Source organism: Cryobacterium arcticum (genome assembly GCF_001679725.1).
GTDB classification, from domain to species: Bacteria; Actinomycetota; Actinomycetes; order Actinomycetales; family Microbacteriaceae; genus Cryobacterium; species Cryobacterium arcticum_A.
Map to the genome: position 1 here is coordinate 514,453 of NZ_CP016282.1, position 18,494 is coordinate 532,946.

13 protein-coding genes are annotated in these 18,494 nt (G+C 67.6%); 8 read left to right on the forward strand and 5 right to left on the reverse strand.

Features of this window, described 5'->3' with window-relative positions; genetic code table 11:
• The first annotated feature begins 16 nt into the window (after window positions 1-16).
• A complete protein-coding gene (locus PA27867_RS02310; RefSeq protein WP_066592650.1) occupies window positions 17-1,678 on the forward strand; it encodes a sensor histidine kinase in 1,662 nt (553 codons plus the stop codon).
• A gap of 31 nt (window positions 1,679-1,709) precedes the next feature.
• Window positions 1,710-2,885 (forward strand): GGDEF domain-containing protein, encoded by a 1,176-nt coding sequence (locus PA27867_RS02315; protein ID WP_084020568.1) that lies wholly within the window; start codon window positions 1,710-1,712, stop codon window positions 2,883-2,885.
• A 101-nt stretch (window positions 2,886-2,986) separates the two neighbouring features.
• On the opposite strand, the gene PA27867_RS02320 is transcribed toward PA27867_RS02315, so the two are convergent.
• A complete protein-coding gene (locus tag PA27867_RS02320) occupies window positions 2,987-3,589 on the reverse strand; it encodes a hypothetical protein (protein WP_066592656.1) in 603 nt (200 codons plus the stop codon).
• 117 nt (window positions 3,590-3,706) lie between these two features.
• Here PA27867_RS02320 and PA27867_RS02325 point away from each other — a divergent pair, with 117 nt between their 5' ends.
• Both PA27867_RS02325 and PA27867_RS02330 read left to right on the forward strand, forming a co-directional pair.
• Complete coding sequence (locus tag PA27867_RS02325) at window positions 3,707-5,149, forward strand: glycosyltransferase family 2 protein (RefSeq protein ID WP_066592660.1); 1,443 nt, start codon at window positions 3,707-3,709, stop codon at window positions 5,147-5,149.
• Window positions 5,146-5,502 (forward strand): hypothetical protein, encoded by a 357-nt coding sequence (locus tag PA27867_RS02330; RefSeq protein WP_066592664.1) that lies wholly within the window; start codon window positions 5,146-5,148, stop codon window positions 5,500-5,502. The genes PA27867_RS02325 and PA27867_RS02330 overlap by 4 nt, the downstream gene beginning before the upstream one ends.
• A gap of 640 nt (window positions 5,503-6,142) precedes the next feature.
• Here PA27867_RS02330 and PA27867_RS02340 read toward each other — a convergent pair.
• Window positions 6,143-7,096, reverse strand: a complete 954-nt coding sequence (locus PA27867_RS02340; protein WP_335582778.1) for a response regulator transcription factor — start codon at window positions 7,094-7,096, stop codon at window positions 6,143-6,145.
• A gap of 82 nt (window positions 7,097-7,178) precedes the next feature.
• The gene (locus PA27867_RS02345) at window positions 7,179-8,174 is read right to left on the reverse strand and encodes a glycoside hydrolase family 6 protein (RefSeq protein ID WP_066592674.1); all 996 of its coding nucleotides are present in this window, start codon (window positions 8,172-8,174) and stop codon (window positions 7,179-7,181) included.
• A 114-nt stretch (window positions 8,175-8,288) separates the two neighbouring features.
• Here PA27867_RS02345 and PA27867_RS02350 point away from each other — a divergent pair, with 114 nt between their 5' ends.
• From PA27867_RS02350 to PA27867_RS21035, 4 genes are all read left to right on the forward strand, one after another.
• Entirely contained in the window at window positions 8,289-9,764 is a 1,476-nt protein-coding gene (locus tag PA27867_RS02350) for a malate:quinone oxidoreductase (RefSeq protein WP_084020569.1), read from the forward strand.
• Window positions 9,765-10,215: 451 nt separating this feature from the next.
• Window positions 10,216-11,649 (forward strand): MDR family MFS transporter, encoded by a 1,434-nt coding sequence (locus PA27867_RS02355; RefSeq protein ID WP_066592679.1) that lies wholly within the window; start codon window positions 10,216-10,218, stop codon window positions 11,647-11,649.
• Window positions 11,650-11,855: 206 nt separating this feature from the next.
• Window positions 11,856-14,018, forward strand: a complete 2,163-nt coding sequence (locus PA27867_RS21030) for an intein-containing Rv2578c family radical SAM protein (RefSeq protein ID WP_066592681.1) — start codon at window positions 11,856-11,858, stop codon at window positions 14,016-14,018.
• 96 nt (window positions 14,019-14,114) lie between these two features.
• Complete coding sequence (locus PA27867_RS21035; RefSeq protein ID WP_208857290.1) at window positions 14,115-16,172, forward strand: hypothetical protein; 2,058 nt, start codon at window positions 14,115-14,117, stop codon at window positions 16,170-16,172.
• Window positions 16,173-16,320: 148 nt separating this feature from the next.
• On the opposite strand, the gene aztD is transcribed toward PA27867_RS21035, so the two are convergent.
• Together aztD and aztC are read right to left on the reverse strand one after the other, a co-directional pair.
• Window positions 16,321-17,520 (reverse strand): zinc metallochaperone AztD, encoded by a 1,200-nt coding sequence (gene aztD, locus PA27867_RS02370; protein ID WP_066592684.1) that lies wholly within the window; start codon window positions 17,518-17,520, stop codon window positions 16,321-16,323.
• A gap of 58 nt (window positions 17,521-17,578) precedes the next feature.
• Window positions 17,579-18,493 (reverse strand): zinc ABC transporter substrate-binding protein AztC, encoded by a 915-nt coding sequence (gene aztC / locus PA27867_RS02375; RefSeq protein ID WP_066592686.1) that lies wholly within the window; start codon window positions 18,491-18,493, stop codon window positions 17,579-17,581.
• Window position 18,494 lies beyond the last annotated feature (1 nt).

Genomic DNA, 18,494 nt, shown 5'->3' on the forward strand with positions numbered 1-18,494 from the left:
ACGTTAGGGTCGCAGTATGGTCGAGCAGATATTGAGGATGCCGCGCGTCGGCGTGCGGGAGCGCGTGGAACGCAGCGTCTTCCTCTCCCAGCTGCTCCTGGCCGCAGCGACCCTGCTCCTGGTGGCGGTCACCGTGGTGAACAACCCCGCCATGTTCGCGGCACCGCTGTACTTCCTCGGCGTGATGATCATCTTCGCCGCGACGGGTCTGGCCGCGGCCGTGCCGTGGCGCCTGTTCCCCAAATCGTGGATCGTGATCCTCCCGCTGCTCGACATCGTCGGGCTTAGCCTGGCCAGGGAGGCCCAACCGCAACTGGGTGTCAGCTTCCTGCTCGTCTTCCCGGTGATCTGGATGTCCACCCACTTCGGCTACATCGGCGCCACCGGTAGCGTGCTCTTTTCAGCCGTGCTCCTGTGGGCCGGGTTGCCGCTGAAATTTTTCACCGATCCGTTGAACGCCACGGGCTACGCCTCCACCCAGGCGCCGCTGCTCGCGGTCGTGACGATCATGCTCGCGTTCGTCGCCTCGGTCACCTACACCTCCAACCGTCGCGCGCAGGCGCAACGCGTGCTGCTCACCCAACAGGCTGGGCTGTTCGAGGCGGCGCTGCAGCGGTCCCGACGCCAGGAGCAGACCCTCGACGAGATCTTCAACACCGTCGACTTCGGGGTGGTCGGGTACGACAGCGACGCCACCGTGAACTTCATCAACCGGGCGCAACGCTCCCTACTCGCCCGCTTCGGAGTGAGCGACGGCGTCGGCCTGTCCGACATTGTGTACAAAGAAGACGGCGTCACCCTCTTCGACGGACCGGATCGGCCCACCCATCGCGCGATGCGGGGCGAAACCGTCGACCGCGTCACGGTGTGGCTCGGCTCGCCCGACCAGCAGCAGGCCGCTGTGCTCGTGTCCGCCCGGCCCATCCTCGACCCGGCCGGCCGGTTCGACGGAGGTGTTCTCGTGACCCGCGACGTCACCGCAGAGGTCCGGGCGGTGCAGGCCAGGGACGACCTCGTCGCCTCCGTCTCCCACGAACTGCGCACCCCGCTCACCTCGATCCTCGGCTACCTCGAGCTGGCGCTCGACGATGAACGGGTCGACCCCGACACCCGGCGGATGCTGGAAATCGCGTCGAAGAACGCCGATCGGCTGCTCGAGATCGTCTCCGGGTTGCTCACCGCGGCCAGCGCATCCAAGGAGGGTCTGGCCCTCAACGTGGCACCGTGCGATCTGACCGCCATCATCACGGATGCCGCCGAGTCCGCCGAGCCGTTGGCCTCGCAACGCGGCATCCGGTTCGAACTCGCCGACCTGCCCGAGATCATCGTGATCGCCGACGCCTTCCGGCTGCGTCAGGTTGTGGACAACATCTTCTCCAACGCGATCAAATACAACGTGGAGTCCGGCAAGGTCACCGTCTCGGCGCACGAAGTGGACTGCGGCATCGAGGTGCGCGTCGCCGACACCGGCCGCGGCATGAGCGAGGACGAACAGGGCAACCTGTTCGACAGGTTCTACCGGGCCGACTCGGTGCGCGGCTCCAGCGTGCACGGCACCGGCCTGGGCCTCAGCATCAGCCGGGAGATCATGCGGGAGCATGGCGGCGACCTCAGACTTGAATCCGTCAAAGGCAAGGGGACCACGGCGATCGCCACGCTCCCGGTGAACAGAGGGTGAGCGTGGCCTGCCACGCCCACCGGGGGACAACATGGAACTAGACGCACCAACACTGCAGATGATCAGCGGCCTGATGGTGGTGCTCTGCGGGGCCTCCTTCATCCTCAACACCGCGCTCAATCGCAACGACCCGCCCGGGCGGCTGTGGAGCCTGGCCTTCGTGGCGGGCATCATGGTGGCCGTCGGCTACGGCGTCTACGTCATCAGCGACACCGCGTGGTGGGCCATCGCCCTCGCCAACACGGCGCTGGTCATCTCCATCGGCGCGCTCTGGTCGGGCAGCCGGGTCTACAACGGCCGTCCCTCCGCCTTCATCATCGTCGGCGGCCTGGCCCTTCTCGTCGGCGTCGTCACGATTCTTCCCGGCGAGGAGGGCGGCGAATGGGCCGGCGCGGCGCTGCTCTGGTTCATCGTCTCCGCCCTCGGTGCCCTCGGCGGAGCCGAAGCGATGCGGTGGCGGCTGCGCCGCAACGTGAACGGACGCATCCTCGCGATCGTCCTGTTCCTGGCCGGGGCCTTTTACCTGGGCCGCGCGGTCACCTTCCTGGTGGATGGCCCGGACAGCATCACCTTCACCACCTACTTCGGTACCGGCACCACGTCGATCTTCAACATGGCGCTCATCGTCACGGCGAGCATCGCGGTGTCGATCCTGCGCGCCGAGCGGGTGGGCAGCAACGCCGTCGGGGACATCGCGGTGGGCATCCACTCGGCGGCCGGAGTGCTCTCCGGGCCCTCGTTCCGCCAGGCCGCCGCCGACCACCTGCAGCGCGCCGAGATGTCCGAGCGCGGCCTTGCCGTGATCGGCGCGGACATCGACAACCTGCCCGAGATCAACACGGCGTTCGGCCGCACCGCGGGTGATGAGGCCATTTCCCGGTTCGCCGACACGCTCCGCGGCAGTGCCCCGATGATGGCCCAGATCGGACACCTGGCCGCCGGCCGGTTCTTCATCCTGGCCGGGGTGTCCTCGGCCACCGAGGCGCGCGCGATCACCGAACGGGTGCAGAACGCCCTGGTCGACGGCCCACTGGGGGAGTCGTACCAGATCCGGCTCACGGCGAGCTTCGGCATCGCCGACACCTTCGATCACGGCTACGACCTCGACAAGCTCAGCGAGGCGGTCAACCGGGCGATCGACATCGTCAAGCACGGCGGCGGCAACGACATCGCCGTGGCCGTGGATGCGGCCCCCCGCGACCTCTGACCCACGCCCAAGCGCGCCCACAAGCATCCGCGAGCTGTGAGCTAAGCCCCACAAAACGCGAGTTTTGCCCGCTTACTCGCGGTTCGCGAGGGGGCGGGCGGTTACTTCGCGATGGCGATGGTGAGCTGGTCGCTCGCGGTCTGCTTGGCGAACGTCGTCGACGTGGGCGTGGTCTGGATGAGAAGTTCGTAGGTGAACGACAGGGTGACACTCGTGGCGGCGGGATCGATGGCCGAGAGCACGTAGGTCTGCCCGTAGCTGTACGGCGCCTTCATGACGTACCCGGTGGGCAGGGAGGACTGGTCGACGAACGTTGCCGGGGCATCCAGCGCTCCGGTGGGCCCGCTGACGGCCGTAACGATGCTCACCTTGGACAGGTAGACCCCCTGCCCGTCGTCGGTGCCCAGGGCGGCGCTGACCGAGAAGCTCACGGGCTTGTTGGCCGCGGCGGTCCACTGGTCCATGCTCAGCGACGACGAGTAGTCCACCGTGAGGGCCGCATCGCCCGCGACGAGCTCGTGCCGGGCAGAGCCGGCCGACAGATCGTTGACGATCGGGGTGATGGTGGCCTTCGCGGTGGGCGTGGGGGTGCTGCCCGCGGTATCCAGGCCGGCCCACGGTGCCTGCCCGCAGGCGGCGAGGCTGAGCGTGAGGATGGCGGCCAGAGTGAGCGCCGAGAGGCGCGTGCGGGTCGTCGTCGGCATGTGGTCCCCCGGTGATCGTGTGGGCGCGCTGATGCTGCGCCGTTCTTGAGCTTATCTTGAGAAAACCTTGACACGTCCACGGGACAAAACGGCAGTTCGCCTGACAGAGTTGCCAATGTGAACGAGAGAAACCGCTACGCCAAGCCCGCGCCCGTCGACCCGGTGCTCGCTGCCTACGCCAACGAATTCAACGAGATGGTCGAGGGCCTGCCCGCCTTCCGCCCCACCATCGGATGCATCGTGCCGGCGTACAACGAAGCCGAAACCATCGGCCTCGTGCTTGACTCCCTGCTCGCTCAGACCCGACTGCCCGACGTGATCCACGTGGTGGTGAACAACACCACCGACGACACCGTCAAGATCGCCAGCCAGTACGCCGGCCCGCACGAGGTCGTCACGGACGGCGTCATGCAGTTCACCGAGGTGTTCGTGCACGACATCGGCGAGAACCCCGACAAGAAGGTCGGCGCCCTCAACTACGGCTACTCGCTCATCGAAGGCTGTGACTTCCTGCTCGGCGTCGACGGCGACACCACCGCGGCAACGAACGCCGTGGAGCAGCTCGAGGCCGAGATCGCGTCGGACACCCGCGTCGGCGGTATCTCGGCGATCTACAGCATCGACGACACCATCATCAAGGGCATCGTGCCGAGCTTCCTCATCGCCGGCCAGCGCGCCCAGTTCGCTGCCTTCAACATGCAGAACATGCTGCGCGGCCGCAACATGGCCGTGCTCGGCGGCCAGTTCTCGATCTTCTCCACCAAGGCGCTGCGCGAGGTGATGGTGGATAGTCACCAGGCCACCCCGTGGGTGAAGGACAGCGAGGTGGAAGACTCCCTGCTCTCCCTGCAGATCAAGAGCGCCGGCTACCTCACCAAGATCAGCGCCCAGGCCCGCGCCAACGTGGGCGGCATGACCACCCTGCGCGGCCTGGATGCCCAGCAGGTCAAGTGGAACTTCGGCGCCATCGAACTCATGTGGCCCGGTCAGCGCGGCGACACGAAGGGCCAGCCCTTCCACCCCAACCTCCGGCTGCGCTGGATCGAGAACTTCTCGATGGTGGTCAACGTGCTCACCCGGGTGATGTTCTTCGTCTTGCTGTTCGCCTCCCTGTCGATCGGCGCGTTCGTGTTCAGCCCGATCTGGTTGATCCCGCCGGCCGTGGCGCTGCTGCTCAACCTTCGTACGGCGATGTCGATGAAGAATCGCAACGGCAAGGACATCTTCTTCGCCATCGCCTTCTTGCCCGCGGAGATCTACATGTGGGTGCGTATCGGCCACTTCGTGCGCGCCTGGACCAAGTTCGCCAGCAACAAGCAGGTCGACAACTGGGCAGAGCAGGCCAAGGCCGAGCGCGGCTCCGGTAACGCCTACCTCGTGCCGCTGCTCGTCGGCGTCGCTGCCGCCGCCGCGATGGTGTTCATCTGGCTGCAGCTGCCCGTCGTCATCCAGTCGACCATCCTCTGGATCGGCTGGCCGATCCTCGGTGTCACCACCGTGCTGCAGACCCTCACGATGTTCTTCACCCTGATCAAGCGCCACCACGGCTACAAGGCGTGAGTGCCCACATCGAAGCCACGGCGTTACGGGCTCTGCTCACCCAGATGGGCGGGGACCGGGAGATGCAGCGCCGTTTCGTGCACGACTTCGTGCACCTGTGGCGTAGTCGCTCGCAGCGCCTCGCCACGGCCCTGTCCTTCCCGGATGCCGAGGAGGCTCACGTCGTGCTGCTGAGCATCCGCTCGAGCAGCACCATGGTGGGCGCCGTGACAGTGGAAGCCACCGCCGCGATGATGCACGACGCCCTTCGCGACGGCGACCTCGCCGGCTCGGCGCGGCACATCGACCGGCTCAACGAGGTGGGCGAGCAGGCTTGCCACGACCTCGCCACGATGTTCGCCCTGCAGCGCTAGCAAAACTACGTCGGTCGCCCACCCCGTCGGTCGAGCTTGTCGAGACCCGGTGACCCGGCCTGTGTGCTTGTGTCGTCGTGGTTTCGACAAGCTCAACCAGCGTGTGGTTGCGACCGTCTAGTGGGTCGCGCCCAGTACGTCGGTCGAGCCTGTCGAGACCCGGTGACCCGGCCTGTGTGCTTGTGTCGTCGTGGTTTCGACAAGCTCAACCAGCGTGCGGTTGCGACCGTCTAGTGGGTCGCGCCCAGTACGTCGGTCGAGCCTGTCGAGACCCCGCGACCCGGCCTCTGCACGGATGTCATCGTGGTTTCGACAAGCTCAACCAGCGTGTGGGTTGCGATCGTCTTATGGGTGGCGCCCAGTACGTCGGTCGAGCCTGTCGAGACCCGGTGACCCGGCCTGCGAGCGGATGTCGTCGTGGTTTCGACAAGCTCAACCAGCGTGTGGGTTGCGATCGTCTTATGGGTCGCGCCCAGTACGTCGGTCGAGCCTGTCGAGACCCCGCGACCCGGCCTCTGCACGGATGTCATCGTGGTTTCGACAAGCTCAACCAGCGTGTGGGTTGCGACCGTCTTATGGGTCGCGCCCAGTACGTCGGTCGAGCCTGTCGAGACCCCGCGAGCCATCGCGTGAACCCGCGCTAGTACGCCTCGCGTCCGGCCTCGTCTGAGGCGGCGAGCCGGTAGCCCACCCCGCGCACGGTCTCCAGCCAGCGCGGCGCGGTGAGGCTGTCCCCGAGCTTGCGGCGCAGGTTGCTCAGGTGCGCCTCGACGGCCCGCTTGTCGGCCTCGTTGACGTAGTACGAGGTGACGTAGCTCTCGCCGCGCAGCAGCAGCGCGAGGTCGGCCTTGCTGCGCACCCGGCGCTTGGACTCGAGCAGTGCGGCGAGCAGGTCGAACTCGGTACGGGTGAGGTCCAGCTCGGCCGAGCCGAGCATCGCCAGGCGCATGTCGTTGCTCAACCGCAGCCCGTTGTGCTCGATCCAGTCGTCGGCACGCTCGTCGGACACGGCGGTCTCGCTCGGCGTGGTGATCGTGGGCGCGGCGGCGGGCACGTACTCCACCGACACGGGCACCGGGGCCAGCGTCGGGACGGTCTGGGCCGGGGGAGCGGCCACCGGTGCCGGCGGCACGTAGGCGGGCGTGTAGGGGACCTCGGTGGGCGCAGCCTGCTGGACAACGACCGGAGCGGCGGGCGCTGCCGGCGCATCCGCCGGTTCGTCGGCCGTGGCCTGGGCTGCGGCCAGGCGGGGGCGGCGCAGCATGGCGTCGATGCGAGCGCGCAGCTCGCGAGGACGGAACGGCTTGGTGAGGTAATCGTCGGCGCCGGCCTCGAGGCCCTGCAGCGTGTCGATCTCTTCGTCGCGGGCGGTGAGCATCACCAGGTACGTCGAGCTGAACGCCCGGATGCGCTTGGCGGTTTCGAATCCGTCCATGCCGGGCATGCTCACATCGAGCGTCGTCACAATGGGGTCGTAGGCGCGAACGGCACGCACGCCGTCGAGGCCGTTGCTCGTTGCGATGGCGTCGAATCCAGCCTGGGTGAGGACCGCTTCGAGCAGATGGCGGATATCCGCGTCATCCTCGATGATCACCGCTACCCTGCGTGTTTCTCCAGACGATGACATACCTGAGGATCTTACTCGCCCTGCGCCTCCATCAGCACCTACCTGGGTGTCACCAGCCCGCGGCGGCGGCGAGCTCCAGTGCCCGCTCCGGCCACCACTCGCCGGCGGCGGGACCGTTGTTGCAGGTGCCGTCGCTCTCGCCGGGCTCCTTCACCCAGAGGTTGGCGTCGCGCAGTCCGTCGTCCGTCGTGGCTTCGGGGGTCGCGCCGAGCGCGCGGCCGGTGGGGTTGCACCACTCGCCGTTGCTGCCCACGCCGTTGCGGGAGGTGTCCACAATGAAGTGGGCGCCGTTGGTGAGCGCGGACACGGCCTCGCCGAAGGCCTGCTCGGCGGCCGAGTCGTTGTAGTTCGAGACGTTGGTGGCGAAGCCGCGCACGTTCTGCACGCCGGCCTGGTTGAGCAGGTTGGCGGTGGTGGCCGCGTCGAGCCAGTCGGAGTGGCCCGCGTCGAGGTACACCGTGGCGAGGGTGCCCTGCAGGGCGGCGACGCCCTGCTGGATCTGCGCCACCCGCTGGGGCACGTTGCCGCACTGCTGGGCGAGGGCGAGCGCATCCGGCTCGAGGATGACGACGGCCGCGCGGGTGTCGAGGGCCGTGGCGATCGACTCGACCCAAATCGGGTAGTCGGTCTCCGAGAGGCCGCCGCTCGAGAAGTTGCCGCAGTCGCGGTCGGGGATGCCGTAGATCACGAAGACGGGCAGTTGACCGGCGGCCGCGGCGGCATCCGCGATGCCGGCGACGTCGGAGCGCACGGTGTCCATCGGGTTCCGTTCCGGCACCAACCAAGTCGCGGCGGGCTGATCGGCCAGGCGGGCGAGAGTAAAGGTGTCGGCGGAGTCGGGGTCGGCCTCCGCCGCGGCCGCGGCGGCCACCCGCGCCGTCGACTCCGGGTTGGTATAGAAGGTCGCACCGGCGAGGGGATTGCTGCGCGCCGCCTCGACGGCGGTGATCGCGAAGGTGCCGATGAACAGGCCCAGCGCAACGATCGGAGCGGCGAGGGCGATGATGCCCAAGGAGAGGCCGAGACGGCTTCCGGTGGATTCCATTTGGCAACCCTATACGTCGACGTGAGCCCCGGCGTACGTATGGACCGGCTGGGGGAGCCCGAGCCTGCCGCGAGCTCCGGCTGACCCGCCCAACCGGCGGGTTAGAGTTAGAGCGTGAATTCAGAAAAGGTCGATGTCGCCCTGATTGGCGGGGGCATCATGAGTGCCACCCTGGCCACCCTGCTCGCCGAACTGCAGCCCGACTGGAACATCCAGGTCTACGAGCGCCTTGGCGAGCTTGCCCAGGAGAGCTCCAACCCCTGGAACAACGCCGGCACCGGCCACGCCGCGCTCTGCGAGCTCAACTACATGCCGCAGGCCGCCGACGGCACCGTCACCGCCGAGAAGGCCGTGGTGATCAACGAGCAGTTCCAGATCAGCCGCCAGCTCTGGTCGCACCTCGTCGAGACGGGCGTGCTGCCCGAGCCCGAGAAGTTCATCAACTCCACCCCGCACATGACCTTCGTGCACGGCTCCTCCAGCGTGGACTACCTGCGCAAGCGCCGCGACGCGCTCGCCGACCAGCCGCTGTTCGCCGGCCTGGAGTACAGCGAGGACCCCGCCGTCATCGGCCAGTGGACGCCGCTGCTGACCAAGAAGCGCGACCCCTCCCAGAAGATCGCCGCGACCCGCATCGACTCCGGCACCGACGTGGACTTCGGCGCGGTCACCCGCTACCTCTTCGACTCGCTCAAGAAGCGCGGCGTGAAGGTGCACCTCAACCAGCAGGTCACCACCCTCAAGCAGCAGGACGACGGCTCCTGGAAGCTCAAACTGCTCAGCCTCGTGGGCCGGTACACCAACACTGTCGACGCCAAGTTCGTCTTCGTCGGCGCCGGCGGGGGAGCGCTCGCGCTGCTGCAGAAGAGCGGCATCCCCGAGATCAAGGGCTTCGGCGGGTTCCCCATCAGCGGCCAGTTCCTGCGCACCAGCAACCCCGCCATCGTGGCGCAGCACCAGGCGAAGGTCTACGGCAAGGCCGCCGTGGGCGCGCCGCCGATGTCGGTGCCGCACCTCGACACCCGGGTCGTGGATGGCGAGACCTCGCTGCTCTTCGGCCCGTTCGCCGGGTTCAGCCCCAAGTTCCTCAAGCGCAGCACCTGGTTCGACTTGCCCTTCTCCGTACGCCCGCACAACCTCGTGCCCATGCTCGCCGTGGCCAAGAACAACTTCGGCCTGATGAAGTACCTGATCGGTGAGGTCTTCGCCTCCCGGAAGGCCAAGCTCGAGGCGCTGCGGGAGTTCATGCCCACGGCCCAGGCCAAGGACTGGGAACTCATCACCGCCGGGCAGCGCGTGCAGGTGATGAAGAAGGATGCCAAGCTCGGCGGAATCCTGCAGTTCGGCACCGAGGTCATCACCTCCGCCGACGGCAGCATCGCGGGCCTGCTCGGGGCGTCGCCCGGCGCATCCACGGCCGCGCCCATCATGGTCGACCTGCTCAAGCGTTGCTTCCCCAGCGACTACTCCCGCTGGGAGCCGCAGCTGCGGGAGATGATCCCGAGCCTGGGCACCAAGCTCTCCGACGACCCCGCGGCCGCGGCAGCATCCCTGGCCGCCACCGCCAAGACCCTGCACCTCACCGCGTAGCCCGCGCCGGTCGGCGCGACCCAGCCGATGGTCGAGCTTGCCGAGACCTCGCGACGGGATCTCGACAAGCTCGATCACCGTGTGGTCGCGACTGCCACGCCGGCGAGCGTCCGCGACCGGTGCGTCGGTCGAGCTTGTCGAGACCTCGCGACGGGATCTCGACAAGCTCGATCACCGTGTGGTCGCGACTGCCACGCCGGCGAGCGTCCGCGACCGGTGCGTCGGTCGAGCCTGTCGAGACCTGGCGACCCGATCTCGACAAGCTCGATCACCGTGTGGTCGAGACTGCCACGCCGGCGAGCGTCCGCGACCGGTACGTCGGTCGAGCTTGTCGAGACCTCGCGACCCGATCTCGACGCGCTCGATCTGCGAGTGGCCGGAATACTTCGCCCAGCTCGAAGCTTGGGTCCACAGTGAGCACTAGAAACGACACCCGGGCAACGTCCAACCGATGAGCGTGGATAGACGGGACGTCGGCTTCCGGTCCGAACGCGGGCCCATCCTCATCGCCCTGATGCTGACGACCGGGCTCGTCGCCATCGAGTCGACCATCCTCGCCACGGCGGTGCCTTCTATCGTCAAGGACATCGGTGGCTTCTCACAGTTCCCGTGGCTGTTCTCCATCTACCTGCTCGCCCAAGCCGTGTCGGTGCCGGTCTACGCGAAGCTCTCCGATGTCATCGGTCGCAAGCCGATCCTCCTGTTCGGCATCGGCATCTTCCTGCTCGGCTCGATCCTGTGCGGATTCGCCTGGAGCATGCCCGCCCTGATCGCGTTCCGGGCCGTGCAGGGCCTCGGAGCCGGCGCCATCCTGCCGATGTCGGTCACCATCGCCGGTGACATCTACACCGTGGCCGAGCGCGCCAAGACCCAGGGCTACCTCGCCAGCGTGTGGGCGGTGTCCTCCGTCGTCGGGCCGACCCTCGGCGGCGTGTTCGCCGAATTCTCGTCGTGGCGCTGGATCTTCTTCATCAACATCCCTCTGTGTCTCCTGGCCGCCGGGATGCTCATGCGCACCTTCCACGAAACCATCCAGCACCGCAAGCACAAGGTGGACTACCTCGGCGCCACGCTGCTGATGCTCGCGCTGAGCGCTCTGCTGCTGGCGGTGCTCGAAGGCGGCCAGGCGTGGGCGTGGGGCTCACTGCAGAGCATCGGCATCTTCTCCGCCGGGGCCCTGCTGCTGATCGCCTTCGTGTTCGCCGAACGCCGGGCGGCCGAACCAGTGCTGCCGATGTGGGTGTTCTCGCGGCGGGTGGTGCTGACCAGTTCCCTGATCGGGCTGGGCGTCGGCGCCATCATGCTGGGACTTACCTCGTTCGTGCCCACCTACCTGGAGGGCTCGCTCGGCGTCACCCCCATCCTCGGCGGTCTGGCCGTCGCGGCCCTGACCATCGGCTGGCCGATCTCGGCATCCCAGTCCGGGCGGCTCTACCTGCGGATCGGCTTCCGCGCCACCGTTCTGATCGGCCTGGCCATCACCGTGCTCGGCACGGTGACCCTGGCGCTCACGGCCGCCACCCCGGCCGTCGTCACCGTGGCCGTCTCCTGCTTCGTGATCGGCCTCGGGCTGGGTCTGGTGGCCACGCCGTCGATGATCGCCGCCCAGTCGAGCGTCGAGTGGGACGAGCGCGGGGTCGTCACCGGAACAAATATGTTCTCCCGCTCCATCGGCAGCGCCGTGGGCGTGGCGATCTTCGGCGCCCTCGCCAACGCGATCTACGCCCTGCCCGGCAACACCGACCACGGCCCCGCGGCCATCACGTCCGCGTCATCCGCTGTGTTCGTGGCCCTCGCGATCACCGCGGTAGCCACCGTGGCGGCGGCCTTCTACATGCCCCGCACCAAGCCGCTCGGCTTCGATCCCGAGCCGGCCACCCCCTAGCCGCGAGCCCGACGGGGCGAGCTGGCCCAGCGCAAACACTGTGCATAACTCCTGCAGCTTTCTTGAAATGGCCCGAAACTGGCCGTGTGAGCTGGTTTTCGCGAGGATTGCAGGAGGTTATGCCATGACCGCGCCCCTTACGGCGTGGGCGGATGAACGGTCCGCCTGCGCTTGCATCCGAATCGAACGTGTGTTCGACTAGTGGCATGCGCTGGAGTGGACAGGAACTGACGACCGAGCAGGCCGGGGCCCTGCCCGGCCTCGCCCGGCTGAACAACCTGGTGCGCAGCGTGCGCACGCCCGAGTTCGACGGCATCACCTTCCACGAGGTGCTCGCCAAGTCCGCCCTCAACAGGGTGCCCGGCCAGAGCGCGATGCCCTTCGGCTGGACGATCAACCCGTACCGGGGCTGTTCCCATGCGTGCACCTATTGCCTGAGCCCTGAAACCCTCATCCTGATGGCAGACGGGCGGCAAAAGCCCCTGTGGGACGTCAAAGTCGGCGAGGCCATCATCGGCACACGAGTGGAGGGGTCTTATCGTCGCTTCGTGCAGACCACCGTGCTTGCGGCTTGGAACACGCGCAAGCGGGGCCACCGGATCACTCTGGGCGACGGTACGGAGATTGTGGCGAGCGGCGACCACCGCTTTCTGACCGAGCGAGGCTGGAAGTTCGTCACCGGCTCGATGAGCGGCGACGGGCAACGTCCGTATCTCACCACGAACAATAAGTTGATGGGCTTCGGGCTCAATGGACTCACTGAGACAACTCAGCCCCAGTACTTTGCGCCCAGTTATAGGCGGGGTTACCTGACGGGGATGATACGAGGCGACGGCATGATGATCTCCCGTGATTATCCGCGTCGGACGGGAGGCGGTAGCAAGGTGCGGCTGTTCAGGCTCGCATTGGCCGATCCTGAAGCGCTCAACCGCACCCGCCTGTTTCTCGACCAGGAAGACATCCACACGCTCACGCGGCCCTTTTCAGCCGCCTCCGAAACGCGGCGGGCGATCAACTCGATCTACTCGGGAAAGGCGGCGAACTACGCCCAGATCACCACACTGATTGCGTGGCCCGAGTCGCCGGATGTGGATTGGCATGCTGGGTATCTTGCGGGCGTGTTCGACGCCGAGGGATCGTGTTCGCAGGGAGTTCTGCGCATCAGCAACAAAGACGATGCGATTCTCGCCAACATTCAGAGGTCCATGGAGGTGCTGGGAATCGATCACGTGCTCGAGGACGCGAGACCGAATGGTGTCCGCTGCGTTCGAGTGACCGGTGGGCTGGCGATGCGGTCGAAGTTCTTTAACCTGAGCGGCCCTGCCATCGACCGTAAGCTCTCCATCGCTGGCAGAGCCGTCAAATCGGATGCCAAGCTTCAGATCGTGTCGATTGAAGACCTCGGCGCCACCATGGACATGATCGACATCACCACGGGCACCGGAGACTTCATCGCCAATGGCATCGTCAGTCACAATTGCTTTGCTCGCCCCACCCACAACTACCTCGACCTCGACGCCGGCAAGGATTTCGACAACGAGATCATCGTGAAGGTGAACGTGGCCGAGGTGCTGCGAAAGGAACTCGCCAAGCCCACCTGGGGCAAGCATCCGGTGGCGCTCGGCACCAACACCGACCCGTACCAGCGCGCCGAGGGCCGCTACCGGCTGATGCCGGGCATCATCGCGGCGCTCGCCGACTCCGGCACCCCGTTCTCGATCCTCACCAAGGGCACCCTGCTGCGCCGCGACCTCGACCTGCTTGCTGAGGCCAGCCGTCAGGTGCCCGTGGACCTGGCGTTGTCGATCGCGATCTACGACGATGCGCTGCAGCAGGCCGTTGAACCGGGAACCCCGAGCACGAAGGCCCGGCTGGCCACGGTCACCGCGATCCGCGAGAAGGGCATGGATTGCTCGGTGTTCATGATGCCGATCCTGCCGTTCCTCACCGACACCCGCGCCCACCTGGACGAGGCGATGCGGCAAGCCAAGGCCGCCGGCGCCACCGGGGTGCTCTACAGCGCCCTCTACCTCAAGCCTGGTGTCAAGGAGTGGTACTTCCACTGGCTCGAGGAGGACCACCCGGAGCTGATGCCCCGGTACCGCGAGCTTTACAAGCGGGGCGCCTACGCGCCCAAGGAGTACCGTCAGTGGCTGGCCGAACGCATCCACCCGCTGTTGCGCGCGCACGGTCTCGAGCGGCGCCGCGAGGACCCGGCAACAGGCGGCATCCGCTCGACGGCCCTCACCGGATCGGCCACGAGCCCAGGAGGGACTGGTAGTGGGAGTGGACCACAGCCCGCCGGATTGGTGCCACCCTCGCTCATCGCCGCCGAGTTGCCCCTCGACCTGACGCCCACGCTGTTCTGAGCCTCCGCCGGCCGTCGTGTGCTGGCCGCACAGCGGCGCCCACCCCGCTCGGCGCCCGACCCAACTGGTGCGGCGCCACGGGAATCGCAGTTTTTGTTGCGGGCACCAACGTCGATCGATAGGCTCTCGATCGCACTGGCGTCGGCGACGAGACAGCCTGCTGGGCACGGCGCTGAAAGATGGATCCTAATGTCGACGGTGACCCGTAATCATGTGGCTAGATGGACCCGTCTGAGCGGAGCCGTGCTCGCCATAGCCGGCATGAGCCTCACCGCCGTGCCACTCGTCGCAGCAGCAGACCCTTCGGGGGCGACGATGAACAGCGTCACGATCGAAGTGATGATCGTCGACCAGGATGTCCCCGTTCCGCTGGTCGGGAGCGTCGTGACGCTGCGAAATGCGACGAGCGGTGCCAAAGCGGGCACAGGCACGACGGGATCCGACGGCCGCGTCACGTTCGACGTGGATACGGACGCCTCGTCGCAGTACTCCGCTGACCCGCAATGGCCCGGCGACGAGGACGATGTTGCACTGTGGGGGACACGGACGGAGTTCCGCGCCACAACCGCGGACGTGGTGTCCGTCAATGTCCAGCACCCCTACCGGTACCTGTCCGGGCGTATCACCGCGACGAATGGCACCAAAGCGGTGTCGGATCTGACAGGTGGCTCCGCTGTGCTCAGCCGCGGGGGCTCCATCCGGCAGACGATCCCGCTGGCCGCCGACGGCTCCTTCAGTAGCCCCGCCGTGCCGACCGTCGACGGCGAGCAGTACCGGCTGAGCTTCACACCCCCGCCGATGTACACACTCAGCTCGGTGCAGGATGGGGGAAATGCGGCGTTCTCTCTGCCGGTCGACCCCGCCGGCGCCACCACTTTCGACGTGTCGCGTGAGTTTTCCGTAGTCCGGACGCCCGCGCCAACGGCGCCCCCGACGGATACGCCGACACCGTCGCCCACGGCTACCGCCACCCCGACGCCCACGAACACCCCCACCCCGGCGCCCACGGAAACCCCGACGCCCACCCCGGCTCCGACGACCACGCCGACGCCGACCCCGGTTCCGACGACCACGCCGACGGCCACCCCGACGCCCACCCCGACGCCGACCCCGGCTCCGACGACCACCCCGACGCCCACCCCGGCTCCCGGCGCAAGCACCACAGTGTTCCCCGGCACAACCGGACTGAGCGCCGCCCTGAACGCGGTGTCCGAGGCGCGGCTCGCCCAGCTGCTGGCAGCGACCGCACAAGCCGGCCGCGGCAACACCGTCGGACTCACCAACGAGGCCGGCCAGGTGCTTGGTCTGGCTACACAGCCGCAGACCACCGACCAGCCGCAGCTGCAGACCCTGATTAACAATTCCACCCGCGCCATGCCCGGCGTCACTGTGACCAACGTGTCCCTTGTCGCCTATGACCTCGAATCGGCAATGATGGTGGTCCAGTCGAACCGTGCCAATTTGTTGGAAGCGCAGCTCCGAGCCCAAATCGAGACAGTCCAGTCCAGAAATGCGGACATATCGCGTCTCAACAACGCCCTGGCGGGGGTGAACGGCTACCTGGCCAGTCCGAACCCCACCCGATTTGCTGAGGCTGCGGCGGCAGTTCGCGCCGCCGGATTACTGACCGATCCGTTCCTGACTGCATCTCCCACCGATGCGAGCGGGGTAGGGCGGGCATTGAGCGCCACGCTGAGGGGCCTCATTGACTCTTCGTCGTACAGCCAGCAAATGGACATGCTCCGCCTGCAGTCGTTGAGCAACAAGCGCAACGAGTCCTTCGACGTCATGACCAACTTCATGAAGAAGATGCAGGAGTCCCGCTCCAGCATCCTTGGCAGCATGCGTTCTGAGCCGGTCGCCCTCGGCACCGTGCAGTGGGACAACGGCGCGGTGACCGGCGACTTCGACCTGACCGCGGTTCCCAACGGTGAGCACCACCTCATCCTCAACTACGCCGATCTGGGCGTGACGATCGTTTCCGATGTCACGGTTCAGCGCGGCACCCCAGCGGCTACGGGCACCCTGGCGGCTACGGGCGCGGAGACAGGGACAACGCCGGCAATCGGCCTCGGGATGCTGCTTCTCGGTCTGGCCGGAGTCATCGGCGGGCCGTACCTTCGCCGACGGGGGCCGCACGCCACCAACGCGTAGCGCCCGTCGCTGCACCCCCTGTGGCAGGATGCGCCCCCTATACCTGGCGCATCCAGCCATACGGGGTGCAGCGGATGCCGCCGGCGCCCGCCCGCCCACGCGAGAGGGGCGCGGCCAACGATCGGCCGCGCCCCTCCGGAACAGCCCCTTAACCCGCGGCGACCGCGAGTTCGTTGGGCGTGACGTCGAGCTTGCCGGTGGACACGACCTCACCGGTGGTCAGGTCGACCGCGTGGATGCTGTTCGCCGCCGGCTCGGTGACGTAGGCGATGGTGCCGGAGACCACGATCGCGGGGTGGGCATCCTGCCACTCGACCGGGCTCGCCCAGGCGTCAATGACGGGGAAGGAGTCGGTGATCTCGCCGGTCTCCGGGTTGAGCACGTGGATCGCGCCGTCCGAGCCGATGATGTACGCGAGGTCATCCGGGCCGCGCGCGACGCCGCGGAAGGTGTATTCGACGCCCTCGGGTAGGTCGACGACCTCCGAGGTCAGGGCCGCGGTGTCGATCAGGTTGACGGCGTGCAGGAAGTAGCCTTCAGCATCGGGGTCGCTCTTGTAGTCGCCCACGATGATCGGGCTGGTTTCGCTCACGTAGGCGTTGCCCATGCGGCCGTACGGCTGGTCGCGGGCGTCGAGCTTGGTGATCACGGCGTCCTTCACGACCAGCGCACCGTTCTCGCATCCGAACACCACAGCCTCGTTGGCGGCCGTGCCCTCGCCGTGCACGCCGGGGCACTGGTCGCTCTCGGCGAGTACCGCGCCGTCGGCGTCGCGCACCTGGATGCCGTTGCGGCCGTCGGCGTTGCCGACAGTGGTGAGGAAGGTGCCGTCTTCGAGCACGACCGACACCCCGTGGTGCGCCTCGACGCCGGGGATGGTTTCGACCTCGGGCAGGCCGTCGGTCGTGGCGAGGTCCGCGGTGTCGAACACCGTGGTATCACTGGTGCCGTCGGCGTAGAGGATGGTCCTGCCCGCATGCCGCACCACGTGACCGGCGGTGTCGGCGGGGAAGATGCGGTCGGTGAGCGCGGCGTCGTCGGCCGTGCCGGCTCCGGTGTCGAGCACCTGGAAGCCGGCGCTCATCGTCACCATGACGTGCCTGCTGTCGCCGGCGGGGTTGAGTCGGGTGAATTCCTCGGCGTCGAAGTCTGCGACGGGCTCGAGGGTGTCACCTGCGAGCACGAGGATGCCGCCGGGGTAGGAGACGGCGACCCGGGCGCCGGCGTCCGCGGCGGGTGAGGAGGTGCTGTCGCCCGGTGTCGTGCCGGTGGAACAGGCAGCGAGGGATGCGGCCAGTCCGAGGGTGAGCGCCGTGGCGCCGACTCGGCGGAGATATGGGGTACGCATGGGTGGTTCCTTTTCTATGGGGTGGTTGGTGCTGTGATCTGTGGAGCGGATGGGGCGCTCACGAGGAGAGCCCGGTGGTGATGCGCTCGGTGTTGACGCGCATCATGCTGAGGTAGTCGGGGGCGCCGCCATCCGGCTCGGTCAGGGACTCGGTGAACAGCTCGACAACGCGAACGTGCACGTTGGCCTCGCTGGCGAGAGCCTGCACGAGACGATCCGGGGAGGAGGACTCCGCGAAGATCGTGGGCACCCCCGTCTCCTCGACGGCGGTGACGAGGTCGGCCAGGTCGGAGGCCGAGGGCGCGGCCAGGGTGGTGCCGCCGGGAATGATGGCCCCGACGACGGCGAAGTCGAAGCGTTGGGCGAGGTAGCCGAACACGTGATGGTTGGTCACGAGCGCGCGACGCTCGGCCGGGATGCCGCCGAACGCCTCCGTCATCTCGTCGTCGAGTCGTTCCAGCTCGGCGCGGTAGGCGCCGGTGTTCGCGGTCACCTCCGCTGGGTCGACGCCGGTCATGGCGCCGAGGAGAGGTTCGAGAGCGTCGACGACGTCGAGCATCCGACCCGGATCGGTCCAGAAATGGGAGTCAGGCAGGCCGGCGGCGTCGCCCGCCCGGTAATCCAACACATCGATGACGTCGCCGGCGACGAACGCACGCACCCCGGCGGCGTCGGCCGCGTCCAGGTGCTGCTGGAGTCCTTCCTCCAGGCCCAGGCCGTTCGACACGACGAGGTCGGCCGAGCGCAGTCGGGCCGCCGCCTGAGCGGAGATCTCGAACGAGTGCGGATCGGCGTTGGGCTTCATGAGCGTCACCACCTCCGCCTGGTCACCGACGAGCTCGCCCACCACGTCGCCGAGGATGTTGGTGGAGACGATGACGAGCGGGCGATCGTCGGCGGCGCGGCTGCATCCGCTCAGGACGACGGCCGAGGTGAGGGCGAGCGCGATCAGCGCCCGGCGGGAGCGTCTCATG